At 64.7% G+C, this 19,543-nt stretch carries 21 protein-coding genes and 2 pseudogenes; 17 read left to right on the top strand and 6 right to left on the bottom strand.

Going from position 1 to position 19,543, the window contains the following annotated elements; genetic code table 11:
- Positions 1 to 154: 154 nt before the first annotated feature.
- On the bottom strand, positions 155 to 646 hold the full coding sequence (locus H3V53_RS38525; protein ID WP_336602315.1) for an LEA/WHy family protein: 492 nt from the start codon (positions 644 to 646) through the stop codon (positions 155 to 157).
- Between the two features lie 264 nt (positions 647 to 910).
- Between H3V53_RS38525 and H3V53_RS38520 the strand changes: the two genes are divergently transcribed.
- Positions 911 to 1,534, top strand: a complete 624-nt coding sequence (locus H3V53_RS38520) for a trimeric intracellular cation channel family protein (protein ID WP_336602314.1) — start codon at positions 911 to 913, stop codon at positions 1,532 to 1,534.
- Positions 1,535 to 1,570: 36 nt separating this feature from the next.
- Here the strand turns inward: H3V53_RS38520 and H3V53_RS38515 are convergent, their stop codons facing one another.
- Positions 1,571 to 1,864 (bottom strand): GYD domain-containing protein, encoded by a 294-nt coding sequence (locus H3V53_RS38515; protein ID WP_054926688.1) that lies wholly within the window; start codon positions 1,862 to 1,864, stop codon positions 1,571 to 1,573.
- Positions 1,865 to 1,883: 19 nt separating this feature from the next.
- Here H3V53_RS38515 and H3V53_RS38510 point away from each other — a divergent pair, with 19 nt between their 5' ends.
- The 6 genes from H3V53_RS38510 (at position 1,884) to H3V53_RS38485 (ending at position 6,104) form a co-directional block, all read left to right on the top strand.
- Positions 1,884 to 2,096, top strand: coding sequence for a hypothetical protein (locus H3V53_RS38510; RefSeq protein WP_336602313.1), 213 nt, complete (start codon positions 1,884 to 1,886; stop codon positions 2,094 to 2,096).
- A 191-nt stretch (positions 2,097 to 2,287) separates the two neighbouring features.
- Positions 2,288 to 2,587, top strand: a complete 300-nt coding sequence (locus H3V53_RS38505) for a Dabb family protein (protein ID WP_336602312.1) — start codon at positions 2,288 to 2,290, stop codon at positions 2,585 to 2,587.
- Positions 2,588 to 2,595: 8 nt separating this feature from the next.
- Positions 2,596 to 3,078 (top strand): PaaI family thioesterase, encoded by a 483-nt coding sequence (locus H3V53_RS38500; RefSeq protein ID WP_336602311.1) that lies wholly within the window; start codon positions 2,596 to 2,598, stop codon positions 3,076 to 3,078.
- Positions 3,079 to 3,137: 59 nt separating this feature from the next.
- Positions 3,138 to 4,136, top strand: a complete 999-nt coding sequence (locus H3V53_RS38495) for an NADP-dependent oxidoreductase (protein WP_336602310.1) — start codon at positions 3,138 to 3,140, stop codon at positions 4,134 to 4,136.
- Positions 4,137 to 4,168: 32 nt separating this feature from the next.
- Positions 4,169 to 5,038: an SDR family oxidoreductase gene (locus tag H3V53_RS38490; RefSeq protein WP_336602309.1), complete on the top strand. Its 870-nt coding sequence runs from the start codon at positions 4,169 to 4,171 to the stop codon at positions 5,036 to 5,038.
- A gap of 94 nt (positions 5,039 to 5,132) precedes the next feature.
- Complete coding sequence (locus tag H3V53_RS38485; protein ID WP_336602308.1) at positions 5,133 to 6,104, top strand: alpha/beta hydrolase; 972 nt, start codon at positions 5,133 to 5,135, stop codon at positions 6,102 to 6,104.
- Here H3V53_RS38485 and H3V53_RS38480 read toward each other — a convergent pair.
- Together H3V53_RS38480 and ygfZ are read right to left on the bottom strand one after the other, a co-directional pair.
- Positions 6,101 to 6,922: an NRDE family protein gene (locus tag H3V53_RS38480; protein WP_336602307.1), complete on the bottom strand. Its 822-nt coding sequence runs from the start codon at positions 6,920 to 6,922 to the stop codon at positions 6,101 to 6,103. The two genes, H3V53_RS38485 and H3V53_RS38480, sit on opposite strands and share 4 nt — an antisense overlap.
- A gap of 95 nt (positions 6,923 to 7,017) precedes the next feature.
- Positions 7,018 to 8,067 (bottom strand): CAF17-like 4Fe-4S cluster assembly/insertion protein YgfZ, encoded by a 1,050-nt coding sequence (gene ygfZ, locus H3V53_RS38475; protein WP_336602306.1) that lies wholly within the window; start codon positions 8,065 to 8,067, stop codon positions 7,018 to 7,020.
- Between the two features lie 77 nt (positions 8,068 to 8,144).
- Between ygfZ and mltG the strand changes: the two genes are divergently transcribed.
- From mltG to H3V53_RS38425, 10 genes and pseudogenes are all read left to right on the top strand, one after another.
- Positions 8,145 to 9,155, top strand: a complete 1,011-nt coding sequence (gene mltG, locus H3V53_RS38470; protein ID WP_336602305.1) for an endolytic transglycosylase MltG — start codon at positions 8,145 to 8,147, stop codon at positions 9,153 to 9,155.
- Entirely contained in the window at positions 9,155 to 9,778 is a 624-nt protein-coding gene (gene tmk / locus H3V53_RS38465) for a dTMP kinase (protein ID WP_336602317.1), read from the top strand. The genes mltG and tmk overlap by 1 nt, the downstream gene beginning before the upstream one ends.
- Positions 9,779 to 9,870: 92 nt before the next feature.
- Positions 9,871 to 10,911: a DNA polymerase III subunit delta' gene (locus H3V53_RS38460; protein ID WP_336602304.1), complete on the top strand. Its 1,041-nt coding sequence runs from the start codon at positions 9,871 to 9,873 to the stop codon at positions 10,909 to 10,911.
- 77 nt (positions 10,912 to 10,988) lie between these two features.
- Positions 10,989 to 11,501 carry a GNAT family N-acetyltransferase gene (locus H3V53_RS38455; RefSeq protein ID WP_336602303.1) on the top strand — a complete coding sequence of 171 codons (513 nt, stop codon included), beginning with the start codon at positions 10,989 to 10,991 and terminating at the stop codon, positions 11,499 to 11,501.
- A gap of 50 nt (positions 11,502 to 11,551) precedes the next feature.
- On the top strand, positions 11,552 to 12,343 hold the full coding sequence (locus tag H3V53_RS38450) for a TatD family hydrolase (protein ID WP_336602302.1): 792 nt from the start codon (positions 11,552 to 11,554) through the stop codon (positions 12,341 to 12,343).
- A 50-nt stretch (positions 12,344 to 12,393) separates the two neighbouring features.
- Entirely contained in the window at positions 12,394 to 13,179 is a 786-nt protein-coding gene (locus H3V53_RS38445) for an ankyrin repeat domain-containing protein (RefSeq protein ID WP_419539722.1), read from the top strand.
- Positions 13,180 to 13,275: 96 nt separating this feature from the next.
- Positions 13,276 to 13,633, top strand: a pseudogene (locus H3V53_RS38440) (Rap1a/Tai family immunity protein).
- 277 nt (positions 13,634 to 13,910) lie between these two features.
- Positions 13,911 to 15,324: pseudogene (gene otsA, locus H3V53_RS38435) on the top strand (alpha,alpha-trehalose-phosphate synthase (UDP-forming)).
- Between the two features lie 77 nt (positions 15,325 to 15,401).
- Positions 15,402 to 16,565: an AAA family ATPase gene (locus H3V53_RS38430; RefSeq protein WP_336602301.1), complete on the top strand. Its 1,164-nt coding sequence runs from the start codon at positions 15,402 to 15,404 to the stop codon at positions 16,563 to 16,565.
- Between the two features lie 367 nt (positions 16,566 to 16,932).
- Complete coding sequence (locus H3V53_RS38425) at positions 16,933 to 18,003, top strand: glycosyltransferase family 4 protein (protein ID WP_336602300.1); 1,071 nt, start codon at positions 16,933 to 16,935, stop codon at positions 18,001 to 18,003.
- Between the two features lie 250 nt (positions 18,004 to 18,253).
- Here H3V53_RS38425 and H3V53_RS38420 read toward each other — a convergent pair whose 3' ends face one another.
- The gene (locus tag H3V53_RS38420) at positions 18,254 to 18,841 is read right to left on the bottom strand and encodes a BPSL1445 family SYLF domain-containing lipoprotein (protein WP_336602299.1); all 588 of its coding nucleotides are present in this window, start codon (positions 18,839 to 18,841) and stop codon (positions 18,254 to 18,256) included.
- A 379-nt stretch (positions 18,842 to 19,220) separates the two neighbouring features.
- Entirely contained in the window at positions 19,221 to 19,496 is a 276-nt protein-coding gene (locus tag H3V53_RS38415) for a hypothetical protein (protein WP_419539721.1), read from the bottom strand.
- Positions 19,497 to 19,543 lie beyond the last annotated feature (47 nt).

Below are 19,543 nucleotides of genomic sequence, written 5' to 3'. Positions count from 1 at the left end.
GGCGGCGGCGCGCGCCCGTCCGGCCCGCCGCCAGGGCACGGCGGCAATGGCGGTAATACGGGACCAAGGCCGTCCGGGCCGCCGCAGGGGAGCGGCGAGCACGGCGCCAACCATTGAACCGCGCGCGGGTAGTGTCTGCCATCGCGGGAAGCAGCTAGAGGCCGCTCACGTCGCCCATCGGCAGCGACAGCGTGCCCTGGTCGATGAAGTGCGTTCCGCCGGTTATCCCACCCGCGAGACGTCCGCGCAGCACGTACGGAAACCGGCCCGTCTGTGCGCTGTCGGCGAGTGCGAATGCCTGGCGGACGGCGGCGAATGCGGGCACCGTCAGCGGTACGGTGACGACTGTTTCGCCGAATCTCGGCACGCTCCCCGCCTCGGCGCTGACGCCGCTCGCGAACGGCTTGCCGTTCAGCTCGAGTTCGACGGAGACGCCGTTGTAGTCGACGGCCGATTCGCTCGGGTTCTGCACGCGCAGTTTCAGGTTGAAACGCATTTCCATCCCTTGACCCTCGAGCGGCTCGATTCCCGCGACGTTCACGCGCAGGGGATCATGACCGAACATGCCGGCGCAGCCGCCGAGGCCTACCAGCAACGCGACGAGCAGAAGCAGACGGACGATGCGGGAGGCGCGGTCAGCAGTCATGGTCGTGTACCTCACGAAAGACAGGGTGTCGTCTGGATTCTAGCGTCGCGCCGTACGGCAAGCGCGCTCGCCCCGGCGGCTCCCGCGAGGAGCCTCTGTTGCCATTCCCGCCACGATGCGGCCGATGAGCGACCAATGCGACCAATGCGACAATCGCGCCGCCCTGGCCTTGCGCGCGGCCGCGCAAAGCAAGTGTGTCGAAACGCTGACGCCGGCGCGCGTTTCGTTGTACCGTTCGGCGTCGTCTGACGCGCAACCTTCTGCATGAAACTAAAAATCGAAACTATCGTTCTCGCCGCCGATCTTGCCGGCACGTTTCTCTTCGCGATCGAGGGCGCGGTGGCGGCGATGCACAGCGGCCTCGACCTGCTCGGCGTGATGGTCATCGCGTTCGTCGCCGCGCTGGGCGGCGGCGTGACGCGCGACCTGCTGATCGGCGCAACGCCGCCCAATGCGATCCGCGACTGGCGGTATCCGGCGCTGACGTTCGTCGCCGGGCTACTGACGTTCGTGTTCCACGCCTACGCGCAGGGGTTTCCGGCGTTCTGGCTGATGGTGCTCGATGCGGCCGGTCTGTCGCTGTTCGCCGTCGCGGGCGTCGAAAAAGCGATGCTGTTCGGCATTCGCCCGTTCGTCGCGGCGCTGATGGGTACGGTGACGGGCGTCGGCGGCGGCGTGATCAAGGACGTGCTGCTCGCGCGCATTCCGTCCGTGCTCGTGAGCGACATTTACGCGACGGCGGCGTTCTTCGGCGCCGTCGTGGTGCTGCTGGCGCGCCGCTGCGGCCTGTCGCCGGCGACGGCGGGGCTGGCAGGCGGTCTTTCGTGCTTCGCGCTGCGCGTGGTCGCGGCAACCCACGGCTGGCATCTGCCGCGCGCGCAGCCCTGAGCGCAGCGCTTCGCGAAAACGTCGCGCGCCTCGCGGCTACTTCAGACCCCCGACGATCTTCTCCATCTCCGACTCGCCGAATGCGCGCATCGTCGATGTCCGCACGTTGCCTTGCGCGGCGAGCGCGAGGCCGAGGCGGGTGGTGGTTTCGTCGTCGGGCGATTCGAAGGTGATGACGAGGTCGTACGCGCCGAGCGTCCAGTTCACCGCGCCGACCGTGACGCCCATTGCGCTGCTGGTTTCGCGGAACGCGCGCGCCCGGTTGACGGTGTCCTTCGCGGTACGGACTCCCTGATCGGTCCAGTTGACGAGCATGATGTAAGTGGCCATGTTGTCCTCATGAAGTGACGTGGCGGACTTCCGCGCGCGGACGCACGCTTTCGCAGGCGAAGGCATCCGCGGCGCGGGCCGTGTTCGATGCGTGCATAAAGAGGCAAGGACGAAGGAAGACAAGGCGGCCGTGGCGCGGGAGATGATGCGCCCGCAGGCATGGCCGCAGGCTGGCGACACCCGGCTTTCGCGTTGCGCGCTGCTGCCGCGCCTGGTCGGGCTGATTGCCTGAAAAGTATAGGTCACGTTACGCGTGCCGGACGCCCGGGAACATCGGGAGAAAAGGTGCATTCGTCCTATGCCGTGCAGCCTGGTCCATCGCCGCACGCAGTGCGCGTATCATCTGGCGAAGCGCTTTTCATGGTGTGCCTGCATCATCCGCGTGCGGGCGGCGGCGCATGATCGTCAGAAGAGGTGACCCCGTTGATTCGTCATATCGTGATGTGGAAGTTCAAGCAGTCCGACGGCGCGACGCGCGAGCAGAACGCGTTGCTGCTGAAGCAGAAACTCGAAGCGTGCCGCGGTGCTGTGCCTGGCATCGAGCATCTCGAAGTCGGCATCGCCACGCCCGGCCTCGATTCGACTTACGACGTGGTGCTGCTCTGCGATTTCACCGATAAGGCTGCGCTCGACGCCTATCAGGTCCATCCCGCGCATCTGCTCGTAAAGTCCTTTCTCGCGCCAATCCGTGAAGCGCGTCAAGCCGTCGACTACGAAATCTGAGCACACGTATGACTGATTCCACAGGTTCCTCTTCCCGCCAGCTGGCAATCGAAAGTCCGTTCATCGAGCACCTCGGCGTGCAACTCGTTTCCGCCGCGGACGGCGCGAGCGAAGTCGTGCTGCCGCTGCGGCCCGAACATCTGAACACGTGGTCGGTCTCGCACGGCGGCATCACGATGACGCTCGCCGACGCCGCACTCGCGATGGCCGCGCGCAGCCTCGCGGCGGACGGCATCGGCGTCGTCACCGTCGAGATGAAAGTGAACTTCATGCAACCAGGCAGCGGCGAACTGCGCGCAAAGGCCCGCGTGCTGCACCGCTCGACCACCATGGCCTATTGCGAAGGCGAGATTCGCGACAGCGAAGGTCACTTCGTCGCGAAGGCGCTCGGCACATTCAAATACATGCGGCGCCTGGCCGTCGGCCGCGAGGTGCGGCAGCAGCGTCTGAGCAGCGACCCCTCGGCCAAGCCAGGACCTAGCGACGGTTGATACGGCACAGTGCCAACTCGCGTGCTCGACATTGAAACACTCTCCGGAGACAACCCGCCATGACCGAAGTGAATCGCCAGATCCTGCTCGTGTCGCGCCCGCAAGGCGCCGCATCCGCCGACAACTTCAGGCTCGTCGAAGCGCCCCTCGCGCCGCTGGCCGACGGTGAAGTACGCGTGCGCAATCACTACCTGTCACTCGATCCGTACATGCGCGGCCGCATGAGCGACGCGAAATCCTATGCAGCGCCTCAGCCGTTGAACGAGGTGATGATCGGCGGCACGGCGGGCGAGGTGATCGAATCGAACAACGCGGCGTTCAAACCGGGCGACAAGGTGGTCGGCTTTTTTGGCTGGCAGGAGTACGGCACGTCCGACGGCAAGAGTTTGCAGAAGGTCGACGACACGCACGTGCCGTTGTCCGCGTATCTCGGCCCCGTCGGCATGCCGGGCGTGACGGCGTGGTATGGCCTGAACAGAATCATCGCGCCCAAGGCGGGGGAGACGGTCGTCGTTAGCGCGGCAAGCGGAGCCGTGGGCAGCGTGGTCGGGCAACTCGCGAAACAGGCGGGCGCGCGGGCCGTCGGCATTGCGGGCGGTCCCGACAAGTGCCGCTACGTGGTCGAAACGCTCGGCTTCGATGCGTGTGTCGACTACAAGGCGGGCAATCTGTATCAGGATCTCAAGGCTGCCACGCCGAACGGCGTGGACGGGTGTTTTGAGAATGTCGGCGGCGAAGGACTCGACGCGACGCTTGCGCGGATGAACGCGCATGGCCGCATTGCGTTGTGCGGCTTTATTTCGGCCTACGACGGCACGCCGCTACCCCTCAAGCATCCTTCGCTGCTGCTCACGCAGCGTCTGCTGGTGCAGGGCTTTATCGTCTCCGAACATATGGACGTATGGCCCGCGGCATTGAAAGAGCTCGGCACGCTCGTTGCGCAAAACAAGCTGCAGTATCGCGAGACCGTCGCGCAGGGCCTGGAAAACGCGCCCGAAGCGTTTCTCGGCATGCTTAAGGGCCGCAATTTCGGCAAGCAGCTGGTCAAGCTCATCTGAGCGGAATGCGATCGGCCACGAGGAGAGTCGGCATGTTCGAGTTCGACGGCAAGGTCGCCGTGATCACGGGGGCGGCGGGCGGCTTTGGCCGCGCGTTCGCGCAAGAGGGGGCATCGCGCGGCATGAAGCTCGTGCTGGCCGATGTCGACGCGAACGCGCTCGCGCAGACTGTCGACGCATTGCGCCAGTCGGGCGCACAAGCCATCGGCGTGCCCGCCGACGTGTCCGATGGCGCGCAGGTGCAGGCGCTGGCGGACGCTGCGCTCGAAGCCTTCGGGAAAGTCCATCTACTCTTTAACAACGCGGGAGTGGGCGCGGGCGGCTATCTGTGGGAGAGTTCGGCCAACGACTGGGCCTGGGTATTCGGCGTCAACGTGATGGGCGTCGCGCATGGCGTGCGCGTGTTCACGCCTCTCATGCTGGCGCAGAACGAGCCTGCGCACATCGTCAATACGGCATCGGTGGCGGGCTTGCTATCCCCGCCGTCGATGGGGATCTACAACGCGTCCAAACACGCCGTCGTGTCGCTGACGGAAACGCTCTATCACGACTTGCAGAATGCGGGCGGGGAGGTCGGCTGTTCGCTGCTGTGCCCCGCCTTCGTGCCGACGGGGATCGCGGATGCCGAGCGCGCGCGTCCCGAAGCGCTGCGCAACAGCACGGAACCCACGCGTTCGCAGCTCGCAGCCGACAAGCAACTGCAGCGCGCCGTGCGCTCGGGCAAGCTGAACGCAGGGGACGTCGCGAAGCTGACGTTCGAGGCGGTCGCCGCGCGGCGCTTCTACATCCTCACGCACCCGGCCATTCTGACGACGGTGCGGCTGCGTCACGAGGATATCGAACTACAGCGCAATCCGACCGATCCGTTGTCGCTGAAGCCCGAAGTCAGGCAGGCGCGCTGATGTGCGAATGCGAGCGGCGAACGGCTGACGAGCGCTTCATGGCATTATTCGGCGCTCACCCAACCGCGCGGCGCGAAGGCGCCGATTTCCGACCATGCCGCTGAACCCGACGATCGAGCAGGTGCTCGACATGATCGCGCGCGCGAAGCGTCCCGCGTACCACGATCTGACGCCCCAAGCTGCGCGCGCGTCCTACGAGAAGAGCGCGCCGATCCTCGAAGTGCCGGCAGCACCCATGTTTTCCGTCGAAGACATCGACGTGCCGATGCGTGACGGCGCGTCGATTCGCGTGCGGCTCTATCATCCCGTCGAGCCGCAGTGGGCAACGCCTGCGCCAGCACTGGTGTACTACCACGGCGGCGGGTTCACGGTCGGCAGCGTCAATACACACGACGCCATCTGCCGGATGTTCGCGCGCGACGCGCAGTGCGTCGTCATGTCAGTCGACTACCGGCTCGCGCCGGAGCACAAGTTTCCCACCGCCGTCCACGATGCCTTCGACGCGCTCCACTGGCTGCATGAAAACGCGCTGATCTATGGCGTCGACGCAAACCGGATTGCCGTCGGCGGCGATAGTGCGGGCGGCACGCTCGCAACGGTGTGTGCCGTGCTCGCGCGCGACGCGGGCATTGCGCTCGCGCTGCAACTGCTGATTTATCCGGGCACGACGGGCCATCAGCAGACCGATTCGCACGAACGCCTCTCGGACGGCTATCTGCTGTCGGGGGATACCATCCAGTGGTTCTTCGAGCAATACCTGCGCGAACCGGCCGACCGCAACGACTGGCGCTTTGCGCCGCTCGACGGCACGCGTGGTGCGCCCGGTTTTCACGGCGTTGCGCCCGCATGGATCGCGACGGCCGAGTACGACCCGCTGAGCGACGAAGGCGAAGCGTATGCGCGCAAGCTGCGCGAAGCGGGCAATGCCGTGGCGTTCACGTGCTACGCGGGCATGATCCACGAGTTCTTCAAGATGGGCGGCTACGTGCCGGGCGTAACCGCCGCGCACGCCGATGCCGCGGCGGCTTTGCGCGCCGCGTTCGACATCGGCCAGGAAGCTCGCTAGACGATCTCGAACGCAAAGCTGCGCTCGTAATCGCCCGGGCGTGTGACGCGGTGCGAGCCGTTGTCGTCGCTGCATTCGCGGGCCGACACGCTCAGCCGTCCGTCTCGGGCGATCACCTGCAAGGCTGTCGTGCCGCGTGTGCCGTAGTTTGGCGTGTCGATGAAGGCCGCCGACAGCTCGCGCTCACGTTCGAGCGACACCCCTGTGGCGGGAAGCTCGTCGTCGCGCGCCACGCGCGGATCACGCATCAGGCCGATCAAGGTCGAAAGCGGCACGCGAGCGTCGTCGGCGAGCGCCTGAGCCAGTTCGGCGCGCTTGCGCACGAGCTTTGGCCAGGGCGTGTCGAGCACCGCGTTCGAGATGCCGTGCGTGCCCGGCGCGAGGAGCGTCGGCGCGGCGGGCGAGCGGTTGCAGTACCAGGCGAGTTCGCGCCGCGTCCAGTCGCCGACGAGCAGATTGAAGCCGTTGTACATGTCGCCGTCCTGCGCGACTGCCAGCAGATAGTCAAGCGGTGCGCCGCTCGCGATGCCGTGATCGCCCGACAACCAGTTGCTGACCAGGGTGCCGCGCGTCGGCGCATCGGCGCGCATTTCGCTCGGCGCGCGATAGTTGGTGAGCGCCGCAAAGCGGCCGTCGCGCGTCATGCCGAGCCATGTGCCGCCGCCGACCAGGTCGCGGCCCGCCAGCAGGGAGGGCGCGTCGTCCCACCAATGCATCGGTTCGGCTGTGCGTTTCAGGAATTCGTCGCGATTCGCCGCAAGCGTGAACAGCGGACCGTCAGACGCTTCGGGACGCCAGTCGAACACGATCAGACACATCGGAACAAATCTCGCTTCGGGAACAGTGATGACCGCAGAAATGGGCCGCGCCCGTAGAGGGGCGCAGCGTCACGGGGTACGGAGCGTTGCGCGCGTCAGACTTCCGTCGGCAAAGCGTACGGAAGCGGCAGGAAGGTCAGCACGGGACCGTCGGCGGCGCCCAGATGCACCGTGCCGTTGTCGAGCGCGCTCAGCTTGATCTCGACGAGGGCATCGACGCCGCCGTCGGGCGCAGCGGCCGTGTTCACGAGCATCCCGCATGGCTGGCCGGGATCATCGGCGTGGAACAGCTCGGCGCCGGGGACGACGTTGTCCGGTTCGCCCGCGACATTCGCAAGCGACATGCGCCGCTTGATGGTGCCGCGATACTGGCTGCGCGCCACCACTTCCTGGCCCGGATAGCAGCCCTTGCGGAAATTGACGCCGCCAAGCACGTCGAAGTTGATCATCTGCGGCACGAACTGCTCAACCACGCGCTGCGTGATGCGCGGCTCGCCGGCACGAATGTCGAGCCAGTCCCATACGGCGGGCGAGACGCGCTTGAGCTTCGCTTCGAGCGCGGGCAGGCGGGCCTCGACTTCCGCTTTCGGGCCGACCCACACGTAGCGCAGGCGTCCCGCCGCGTCCGGCACGCGCACGAGCGAGCCCGCCGGACCGTCGACCTTGACGTGCACGCCGTCGGGAATCGCGTCGAAAACCGTCGACAGCGCCTTGCGCACATCGCCGGCGAGCCCGATGGCGAGCGTGTCGCCAGTGCCGTCCGTGAGCTTGGCCTTCGCGCGCAGCACGAACATCGACAGACGTTTCTGCACGGCCGGTTGCACGTCCTTAGACACCAGCATCCGGATCGACTCGCCGCTACACCACACGAGAAACGACGCCAGCAGGCGGCCCTTCGGCGAGCAGTAGCCGGCGAGGCGCGCAGTGGCGGCGTCAAGGTGCTGCGTATCGTTGGTCAACTGCGCGTGCAGAAACGACGCGGCATCGTCGCCCGTCACGTCGATCAGGCCGAACTGCGGCAGCGGCATGAAAGCGCCCGCCGACAGCACGGCGTCGAACTCGTCGCGCGCGGGGCGCGCAAATACGGGAAGCGCAACGGAAACGGGGACGGCGGTGCCAGGAGCGGGTGCAAGCGGTGCGTTCATGGATTCGGGGAGCAGTCAATTCTGACTTTGGCGGAGGCAAGCAAGTATTATATTGGCTTCACTCAAACGACGTTTCCATGTCCCTCCTGAAGAAATGCCTCGTCGCCTGCATCGTGCTCGCGATGCTGATCGTCGCCGCCGCCTTCGGCGCGTATCACTGGGCTACCACACCCGTCCAACTTGCCACTGCGCAACTCGACGTCACGATCAAACCGCACAGCAGCCTGCGCAGCGTGACCACGCAACTGAACCGCGGCGGCGTGCCCGTCGAGCCGGAACTGTTCGTGCTCATGACCCGCGTGCTCGGCCTGCAGGCGGCGCTCAAGTCCGGCAACTACGAATTCAAGCAGGGCATCACGCCGTATGACGTGCTGCAGAAGCTCGCGCGCGGCGACGTCAACGAATACGTGGCAACGATCATCGAAGGCTGGACGTTCAGGCACATGCGTGCCGAACTCGATTCGAACCCGGCGCTCAAGCACGATACGGCGGGCATGTCCGACGCAGACATCCTGAAGGCAATCGGCGCGCCCGAGGCGGCATCGGGCAGCGGCGAAGGGCTGTTCTTTCCCGACACCTACCTGTTCGACAAGGACACGAGCGACCTCGACGTCTACCGCCGCGCGTACCGGCTGATGAAGCTGCGCATCGACGAGGCCTGGGCGACGCGCGCGCCGGGCCTGCCGTACAAGACGCCGTACGATGCGCTGACGATGGCCTCGATCATCGAAAAGGAAACGGGCAAGGCGTCGGACCGGGCGATGGTCGCGGGTGTATTCGCAAACCGGCTACGCGTGGGCATGCCGCTGCAGACCGACCCGACCGTCATCTACGGGATGGGCGACGCCTACACGGGACATCTGCGCAAGAAGGATCTGCAGACGGACACTCCCTACAATACCTATACGCGCATGGGGCTGCCGCCAACGCCCATCGCGCTGCCGGGCATCGCGTCGCTGCAGGCCGCGCTGAATCCGGCGCAAACCACCGCGCTGTATTTCGTTTCGCGAGGCGACGGGAGCAGCATTTTTTCTGACACGCTCGGCGATCACAACAAGGCCGTCGACAAGTACATTCGAGGGCAATGATGGCGCGGGGAAAATTCATCACGTTCGAAGGCATCGACGGCGCGGGTAAAACCACGCATCTGGGCTGGTTCCGCGACAAGCTCGAACTGAAGCTCGCGGCCAGCACGGGGCGCGACGTCGTCATGACGCGCGAGCCGGGCGGAACGCAGCTCGGCGAGGCGCTGCGCGACATCCTGCTGCATCAATCGATGGATCTCGAAACCGAGGCGCTGCTGATGTTCGCCGCGCGCCGCGAACACCTCGCGCAGGTGATCGAGCCGGCGCTTACGCGCGGCGACTGGGTGCTGTCCGATCGTTTCACCGACGCGACCTTTGCCTACCAGGGCGGCGGACGCGGCCTGCCGCGCGACAAGCTCGAAGCGCTCGAGCGCTGGGTGCAAGGCGGGTTTCAGCCGGATATGACCGTACTGTTCGACGTGCCGCCCGATACGGCCAGCGAAAGGCGCAGCGCGGCGCGTGCGCCGGACCGCTTCGAGAGCGAATCGGACGCGTTTTTCACGCGTACGCGTGCCGAATATCTGCGCCGCGCGGAGGAAGCGCCTTACCGATTCGCTATCATCGACTCCACACGCAGCATTGCTGACATTCAGAAGCAGCTCGAAGAATTAATCGCATCACTTTGATTTTTAAGCGATAAAAATGTGTGCATAGCGGCTGACCTGTTCAGCCGATACTTTTACTATTCGCCCCAACTCATTGAAACGAAAAGAAAACAATGATTTATCCGTGGCAGACCGACGACTGGAGCCGCCTGCAGCAACTGCGCGCCCACTGGCCGCATGCGTTGCTGCTTTACGGGCAGGCCGGCATCGGCAAACTGCGCTTTGTCCAGCATCTGGCACAGGGCCTGTTGTGCGAATCGGCATTGCCGAACGGGGAGCCGTGCGGCACCTGCGCGGCGTGTAACTGGTTTGCGCAGGGCAATCATCCCGACTACCGGATCGTGCTGCCGGAGGCGCTCGCCGCCGAGGCCGGCTTTGCTAGCGCAGCAGCCGACGAAAAAACCGATAAGGCCGACGCGGATGACGGCGGCAAGAAAACGCGCACGCCCAGTAAGGAAATCAAAATCGACCAGGTGCGCGCGCTGCTCGATTTTTGCGGCGTCGGCTCGCATCGCGGCGGCATGCGCGTGGTCGTGCTGTATCCCGCCGAGGCGCTGAACGTCGCCGCCGCGAACGCGCTGTTGAAAACGCTCGAAGAACCGGCTCCCGGCGTGGTTTTCCTGCTGGTATCGGCGCGTATCGACCGTTTGCTGCCGACCATCGTCAGCCGTTGCCGCCAATGGCCGATGACGACGCCTTCCGCCGACGCCGGCACGGCTTGGCTTGCCGCGCAGGGCGTGAGCGACGCGCCCGGGCTGCTGGCCGAAGCGGGCGGCGCGCCGCTTGCCGCGTTGTCGCTGGCGAGCGACGAGAACCGGCCGCTGCGCGACTGGACGCTCAAGCAACTCGCGGCCGGTCCCAATTGCGATGCGTTCGCGTGCGGCGAAACCCTGCAGAAGCTGCCCGTGCCGCTCGTGCTCGGCTGGCTGCAGCGTTGGATGTACGATCTGCTTGCGCAGCGGACGGCGGGCACGCCGCGTTATTTCCCGGGCGCGTCGGCGGCGCTCGAGCGCTGCGCGTCGCAGGCCGACGCGAATGCGTTCGCGCGCTTCATGCGCACGGTCACGCGTCAGCGCGCGGTCGAGAATCATCCGCTCAACGCGCGTCTCGTATTCGAAGAACTGTTTCTCGGCTATCGCGATCTGTTCGTTTAGCGGTTGCATGCCGCACGGGCGAGGCGCATCCGGATCAGATCCGGCGCCACCGACTACTTCCAATCCAAGACATCGACATGACTTTTCAATACCGCGACGCCACGCTCGACGATCTGCCCGCTATCGTCGCCATCTACAACTCGACCGTGCCGTCGCGTCAGGTCACGGCCGATCTAGAACCGGTGAGCATCGAAAGCCGCCATGCGTGGTTCGCTGCGCATGGCCCTGAGAAGCGTCCGCTGTGGGTCGTCGAAGATCAGGGGAAAATCATCGGGTGGCTGAGTTTTTCCGATTTTTACGGTCGCCCGGCTTATCAGCACACGGCTGAAGTCAGCATCTATCTGGATGAAGCCGCGCGCGGTAAAGGTCTGGGCAGGAAATTGCTCGCTGCGTCGCTGGAAGCGGCGCCGAAACTCGACATCGACACCGTGCTGGGTTTCGTGTTCGGTCACAATGAGCCGAGCGTGCGACTGTTCCAATCGTTTGGCTTCACGGCCTGGGGCACACTGCCGCGTGTCGCCGTGCTCGATGGCGTCGAGCGTGATCTCGTCATTCTTGGCAAACGTCTGGACGGCAGCGGGACAGCATAAGCATCCTGCCGCGTTCACATTTGCTTTCGGATTTTTCGCAGGATTTTTTCATGTTTGTCGACTCGCACTGCCATATCAACTTCGAAGGACTCGGCGATCGCCTGCCGCAAGTGCTGGACAACATGCGCGCGCACGCGGTGACGCACGCGCTGTGCGTGTCCGTCGACTTCGAAACGCTGCCGTCTGTGCTGGACATCGCGCGCTCGTACGACAACGTGTACGCGTCGGTGGGCGTGCATCCGGATCACGAGGACGCGCGCGAGCCGAGCGTCGCCGAACTGGTCGAGCTCGCGCAGCATCCGAAGGTCGTCGCCATCGGCGAGACAGGGCTCGACTATTACCGGCTGGAAGGCCGCTCGATCGACGACATGGAGTGGCAGCGCGAGCGCTTTCGCGTGCATATCCGCGCGGCGCATCGGACGGGCAAGCCGCTGATCGTCCATACGCGCGCGTCGTCGGCGGACACGCTGCGGATCATGGCGGAGGAGCGCGCAAGCGAGCCCGGTGGCGTCATGCATTGCTTCACGGAGCCGTGGGACGTCGCGGAACAGGCGCTCGCGCAGAATTTTCATATTTCGCTGTCCGGCATCGTTACGTTCAAGAACGCAACCGATGTGCAGGACGTCGCGCGCCGCGTGCCCCTCGACCGCCTGCTGATCGAAACCGACTCGCCGTACCTCGCGCCCGTGCCTTATCGGGGCAAGCCGAATGAACCTGCGTACGTGAGTTATGTCGGACGCTTCATCGCGCAACAACGCGACATGGCCGACGAAGCGCTCGCCGCCGCGACGACGGAGAACTTCTTCCGGCTGTTCAAGATTCCGGCGCCCGCAGGCACCTGATTCACAAAACCAGCAAATCAATGGGATAGGAATTCTTCCTAAAGCAAGACATGAAGACAAATTCGATCGAGAGCCATCCGTTCACGCCGTCTGGCACGGCTATCTCGCGCGCGCCCGGGTCGCGCGGCGGCCTCGTTCGCTGGACGGCTCGGCTGTCGCTGGCGACGGGCATGGCGCTCGGCCTGCTTGGCTCACTGCCGGCGCAGGCCACGCCCGCCGACACCATGATCAAGGCCGTCAAGTTCGACGATGTGAAGGAAGTGAAAAAGCAGCTGGCCAACGGCATGGACCCGAACCTGACCGACAACCAGGGCATCCCGCTGCTCGTGATCGCCGCGCGCGAGAAGTCGGACAAGGTGGTCGCCGCGTTGCTCGAAAATCCGAAGACGGACATCGAAATTGTCGACAAGGCAGGCGAAAACGCGATGATGATGGCCGCGCTGACGGGCGACATCGACATCGTGAAGCAACTGATCGCGAAGGATGCCGAAGTCAACAAGAAGGGCTGGGCACCGCTGCATTACGCGGCCGCCAACGGCAACGACGACATCGTCAAGCTGCTGCTCGATCACGACGCTTATATCGACACCGCCTCGCCAAACGGCACGACGCCGCTGATGATGGCGGCACGCGGCGGTCATGTGTCGACGGTCAAGCTGCTGCTCGACAGCGGCGCCGATCTGAACGTCAAGAATCAGCTTGGCCTGACGGCGCTCGATTTCGCCAAGACATACAAGGAGCCGGACGTGGTCGACGGGCTGACGGCGCGTATGCAGCAGATGCAGCAGCAGGCGCCCGCCCGTTCGCCAGCAACGCCGGAAAACAGTGCAAAATAGCATCTCCGGCGCGGGTCACCACGCGCCGCAAAAGTACCCAGGATCGGCGGCCGAAAGGTCTGACACAGGACCGGGCTTAAACCAGGAAGGAAAAACATGCTGCGGGTTTTGATTTGCGCCAGCGCGCTCGCTGTGCCGTTGACGGCTGCCGCGTTTACGGGGGGGCGACCTCAACAAGCTGTGTACGAAAACGGACATCGCGTCCCGTAGCGCGTGCGCGGCGTATATCGAAGGCGCTGCAGACGGCGTTTTCAACACGATCGACGCAATCGGCGGCACGACGGGGCCGCGCGTCGGCCAGTACTTCTGCCTGCCGCCCGAAGCGCGCTCGCAGCAACTGACTGACGCCGTGCGCAAGTACATCGCCGACAACCCGAACGTGGCGGGATACAACGCCAGCACGGCCGTGTCGCTTGGGCTCGGCAAGGCCTTCCCATGCAAATCGGGTAGCTGATCTGGCTGCAAATGTGTCTGGACGCGCGCCGTGCCTGAGGCACGGCGCGCGTTTTGTGCTTTCGGCACGCCAGTCAGCGGCAAGCGGGTGTACAGCGTGCTTTGTCCTGCCATTTCGCTGATCCGACCAAGCTGTGCGGCGACGTCATTTTTCCTATGAAGTCGGGATGCACCCGGATTGCAACTGATCAGGCGAAACCGCTGTCGAACCAACACCGAATAACGCACGCCAGCCGCGGCAGACGGCACGCGTTCAACGAAAGTGGAGGGACTGCGACATGGGCCGACTGATCGTCGTGTCAAACCGCGTGGCAACACCAACGGAAACCAAGGGTTCCGCCGGCGGGCTTGCCGTGGGCGTATTCGGCGCGCTGAAGGACACGGGGGGGCGTGTGGTTCGGATGGAGCGGGGACGTCGTCAGCGAAACGGTGGCGAACGCGGGGCCCACACTCGAAGTGGACGGCAGCGTCACGTTCGCCACGACGGGCCTCACGCGCAAGGACTACGACCAGTACTACCGCGGCTTCTCGAATGCGACGCTGTGGCCCGTCTTTCACTATCGCAACGATCTCGCGCGCTACGAGCGCGAAGAATATGCCGGTTATCGGCGCGTCAATGCGTGGCTTGCCCACAAGCTGATCAAACTGCTGGAGCCCGACGACATCATCTGGGTCCATGATTACCATCTGATACCGTTCGCTGAGGCTTTGCGCGCGGAGGGCATTAAGAACCGAATCGGATTTTTCCTGCACATTCCGTTTCCGGCGCCGCAGATTCTGCTCAACATTCCGCCGCACGAAGAACTCGTGAAGTCGCTGTGCTGCTACGACCTGATCGGCTTCCAGACTGAGAACGACGAGCTCGCATTTCACGACTATCTGCGCCGGCATGCTCGCGGCACGGTATCGAGCGACGGTCGTGCCGAAGCGTTCGGACGCACGCTGCGCACGGGCGTCTACAGGATCGGCGTGTTTCCCGACGAAATCGCCGAGCAGGCCAAGCGTTACGAGAGCCGCCAGCATGTGCTCGATCTGAAGCAGAGTCTCGAAGGGCGCAAGCTGATCATGAGCGTCGATCGCCTCGACTATTCGAAAGGTCTCGTCGAGCGCTTTTGCGCGTTCGAGGCGCTGCTCGAACGTTCGCCCGAGTGGCGCGGCAACGTCACCCTCGTGCAGATCGCACCGCCTACACGCTCCGACGTCACAACCTACCAGGACATTCGTCAGCAACTCGAGTACGAAGCAGGGCGCATCAACGGAAAATTCTCAGGGCTGGACTACACGCCGATCCGTTATCTAAATCAGCGCTACGACCGCTGGAAGCTGATGTCGCTGTTCCGCGAATCGCAAGTCGGCTTCGTGACGCCTTTGCACGACGGCATGAATCTTGTCGCAAAGGAATACATCGCCGCACAAAATCCGGACGACCCGGGCGTACTGGTGCTGTCCATGTTTGCGGGTGCGGCGGCCGAACTGGAAGGCGCGCTGATCGTCAATCCGCACGACTCAATCGGAATGTGCGAGGCCTTGCAGCGCGCGCTCGCGATGCCGCTGGACGAGCGCAAGCGGCGCCACGAGCTGGATATGGAAGCGTTGCGCAAGAACGATCTTGGCGTCTGGCGTGACTCGTTTCTGCGCGATTTGCGCAGCGTGCCGCTCGCCGAGCCGTCGAACAAGGCGGGCGAGTCTTGAATGCGCGCGTTGGATTCATTCGCTATCCAGACTAATCCCGCCTTGTCCGATCCGCGTTCTGCCCATGTGGAGCGCGGATGCTGACCACGCTCGCGATTGCCAACTATCGTTCGCTGCGCGATCTGATCGTGCCGCTCGGACGGCTGAACGTGATCACGGGGCCGAACGGCAGTGGCAAGTCGAGCGTGTATCGGGCGCTACGGCTGCTCGCCGTCACGGCACGCGGCGGCGTCATTCCGTCGCTCGCGCGCGAAGGCGGCTTGCAGTCCACGCTGTGGGCCGGCCCCGAGCGTTTCTCGCGCGCGATGCTCGCGGGCGAGGCGCCCGTGCAGGGCACGCGCCGCTCGCAGCCCGTCAATCTGCGGCTCGGTTTTGCAGGCGACGACTTCGGCTACGCGATCGATCTCGGGCTGCCCGTGCCGGGGCAGGCGCAGTTTGCGCTCGATCCCGTCATCAAGCGCGAATGCATCTGGAGCGGTCCCGTATTGCGGTCTTCGGCGTTACTGGTCGACCGCCACGGCGCATCGGTTCGCACACGCGCCGACGACGGCGAATGGCAGACCATTCCGCATTCGGTCGCAAGCTTCGACAGCATGATGACGGAGTTCTCCGATCCCCGTAGCGCGCCCGAGATGATTGCCGTGCGCGAGCAGATTCGCTCCTGGCGCTTCTACGATCATTTCAGAACGGATGCCGAATCACCCATTCGTTTGCCGCAGATCGGCACGCATACGCCCGTTCTCAGCGACGACGGCGCGGATCTCGCAGCGGCACTGCAAACCGTCCGCGAAATTGGCGACGCCACGGCGCTCGACGCCGCTATCGACGATGCATTTCGCGGCTCGCGCGTGCAGATCGTCAACGTAGAAGGACGCTTCGAAGTGACGATGCAGCAGCCGGGCCTGCTGCGCGCGTTGAAGGCGGCAGAATTGTCCGACGGCACGCTGCGTTATCTGCTGCTCGTCGCGGCGCTGCTCACGCCGCGGCCGCCCGCGCTGCTCGTGCTCAACGAACCGGAAACGAGCCTGCACCCGGACCTGCTGCCGGCGCTGGCGCGGCTGATAGCGCGGGCGTCGCTGCGCTCGCAGGTCATCGTCGTGTCGCATGCGGCGCGGCTCATCGCGGCCCTGGAGCGCGAGCCGGCAAGCGAGTCCGTCGTGCTCGACAAGCAACTGGGCGCAACCCGCATCGCCGATGCCGACTCGCGCGATTTGCCCGCGTGGAAGTGGCCGGCGCGCTGACACAGCAGAGCCCAGACGGCGAGCGAGAGCGCGGGGAACGAGTGTTTCCCGACTGTAACAGCGTCATGCAATTGCAATAGCTGGGGCGTTCCAGACAACGCCGGGCAATAATCGACAGATGGACACGCGAGGCCCACGCTGGACTGCGCACGCTTTTCGAAGGCCAGCAGGGACCGAATGGCCAATTCAACCAGGGTTGACCCGACACCGACGCCACGTCGACACGACGCTGCGTGCGGGCAACCCCGACGTTGCGCGGCAAAGTGCATCGAATCATCGCCGCGCGTTTGATCGGCTGACGGCCTGCTGTCATACTCGTTCGCCACGGCATGCTGCGACCGGCCCGGCGTGAAAAATGGAGACACAGATGAGAATTGCGCAGATCGCCCCTTTGACGGAATCGGTGCCGCCCAAACTGTATGGCGGGACGGAGCGGGTCGTGTCGTACATCACCGAGGCGCTCGTCGACCTGGGCCATGACGTGACGCTCTTTGCAAGCGGCGATTCCGTCACGAGCGCGAAGCTCGAGCCCGTGTGGCCGCGCGCGCTGCGCCTGGACCCGGGCATTCGCGACCGCATTGCGCCGCACATGCTGCTGATGGAACTCGTGCGCCGTCAGGCCGAAGACTTCGACGTGCTGCACTTTCACATGGACTACTACTCGTTTTCGGTCTTTAAGCGCCAGGACACGCCGTTCGTGACGACCTTGCACGGGCGTCTGGATTTGCCCGAGCAGCAACCCGTGTTCGATACGTTCAACACGGCGCCCGTCATCTCGATCTCGAATTCGCAGCGTCATCCGCTGCCGCAGGCGCGCTGGCTCAGCACGGTGTATCACGGCCTGCCGGAAACGCTCTACACCCCGCAGGCCGTCGAACCGAAGTACCTCGCGTTTCTTGGCCGCATCTCGCCGGAAAAGCGCGTGGATACGGCAATCCGCATCGCGGGCCGCTGCGGCCTGCCGATCCGCATCGCCGCGAAAGTCGATGCCGCCGACGCCGAATATTTCGAGCGCGACATCAAGCCCTTGCTCGATCTGCCGTACGTCGAGTTTATCGGCGAGATCCCCGACGACAAGAAGGCGGATTTTCTGTCGGGCGCGCATGCGCTGCTGTTTCCGATCGACTGGCCGGAGCCGTTCGGGCTGGTGATGATCGAAGCGATGGCATGCGGCACCCCCGTCATCGCGTTCAATCGCGGCTCCGTGCCCGAAGTAATCGACGATGGCGTGTCGGGCTTCATCGTCGAAGACGAAATCGGCGCGGTGGCGGCCATCAACCGGCTGCACAGGCTGCCTCGCGCGACCGTGCGCAAGCGTTTCGAAGAACGCTTTACTTCGCACCGGATGGCGCAGCAGTACGTCGAAGCGTACCAGTCGGTGATACGCGCGCAGAAACGCTCGCGCTTCAAGGTGATCGACGCGTCGTCGACCAGTTGACGGCGGGGTATGCGGCTCGCGCAAAGAGCCGTCAAGAACCGGACATGTGCAAATGACAGGTGTAAAGAAAGGGCGGCGCAGCCAGGAGGTTGCGTCGCCCTTTGTCATGTTCGCCCGACATCGGACTGCGGCTACAGCGTTGCTGCCGCCGCCGTCGGCGGGCTGCCGGAACTCCCGTGGGCGGACTTGCGTCCGCTCCGCGCTTCGTTGCTTATATGCTGCGGCGGCGTGACGAGCGGCCGCTGTATGGTCAGATCTTGAGCTTCGACACCTTGGTGCCCGCCAGAGACACATCGGCCATCAGACCAGCATTGGTCAGAATGAACACTTGGACGGGCGCGGTCGCCGTGGTCGAGTCGACGGCGCCGTTGGCTCCCATCTTGACGAGCGCGACGGACGCGTCGGCGCCCACCGACCAGCCATCCGAACTGCGGAATTTGTCGAGCGCGTCCTGCGTCATGAAGAGGAAAATGATCGCCTTCGACTGCGCGCCCGCCTGCAGGCCGAACGAGCCTGAGATCGTGCTGTAGTAGCCGACGGTGCTGCCGCCCACCCGCAGCGAGCCCTCGCCGTACTGGCCGCCGACCACGAAGCCGACCTGCAGCACGGAAGGAAACACCAGGATGCCGCGCGCCTTCGCGACGAGCTCACGAGAGCCCTGCACGGTGGTGTAGAGCCGGGACATCGTGCCATCGACGCTGGCGTCGATCGACTGCCGCTTCGACATGTCCGTCGCGGCAGATTCCCCGCTGTTCTTGGTAGTGGTGCAGCCGGCCAGTGCAAGGGTTCCGAAAGCGAGCGCGGCGGTACTCTTCAGCATGAAGTTTCGTCTTTGCATCGTTTTTCTCCATCGTGGTTCCGGGGTGCAGCCTCAGTTCACGCGGGTTGCCTCGTTAGTTATATCACACGATCCCATAAAGCAAGCGTTCAAGGGACACCGCGCAAACCCTTGTGCGACGGGCCACTGCGCGATAGTCAGCGTTTCGTTGGGTAATTCTGGCCGGATCACGAACGGGTGCGGATACATGGGATGCGGCGTACGCGCTCGCGTCGCCCGCATCGGCATAACCTGGATTGTCCGTGGCGCCCGCGCGCCTTGGCGGCGCATCGGCCAGGTCGGATTTACCGGTTTTGGCGCCCGCCCCGACACGCTGTAAGCAAAGGGAAAGTGTTGCGGGAAAGCCGCATCGGCACATTCGGACCTGAGCGCGGGCGCGTCAGTGATTCTGATTCGCAGCGCTCTTGTTGACGGGTGGCCGCCGCAGCGCGCGACGCACCACGCCGATGACAAAACCGATTGCGAAGATGGTGGCGGCCGGCACGACCCAATATCCGACGAACGCGTGCCACAGGTAGCTCGCCAGTGTGCTCTTGCGGACGTCATATTCGTTGAGCGCCTCCTGCTGGCGCGGCGCGTTGGCGGCCAGCACGTCGGCGGGGCCCTGCCCGTCGCCCGCGTGCGCGTGGAAACCGAGCGCGGCTGCGTGACACATTGCCGTCCTGCCAGGTTGTTCAGGCAACCAAATCATCTAACCGTGTG

The sequence above is a fragment of the Paraburkholderia bengalensis genome (genome assembly GCF_037126505.1).
GTDB lineage: Bacteria > Pseudomonadota > Gammaproteobacteria > Burkholderiales > Burkholderiaceae > Paraburkholderia > Paraburkholderia bengalensis.
The sequence above is the reverse complement of the archived record's forward strand: the minus strand, read 5'-3'. Positions and strand labels throughout refer to the sequence as shown.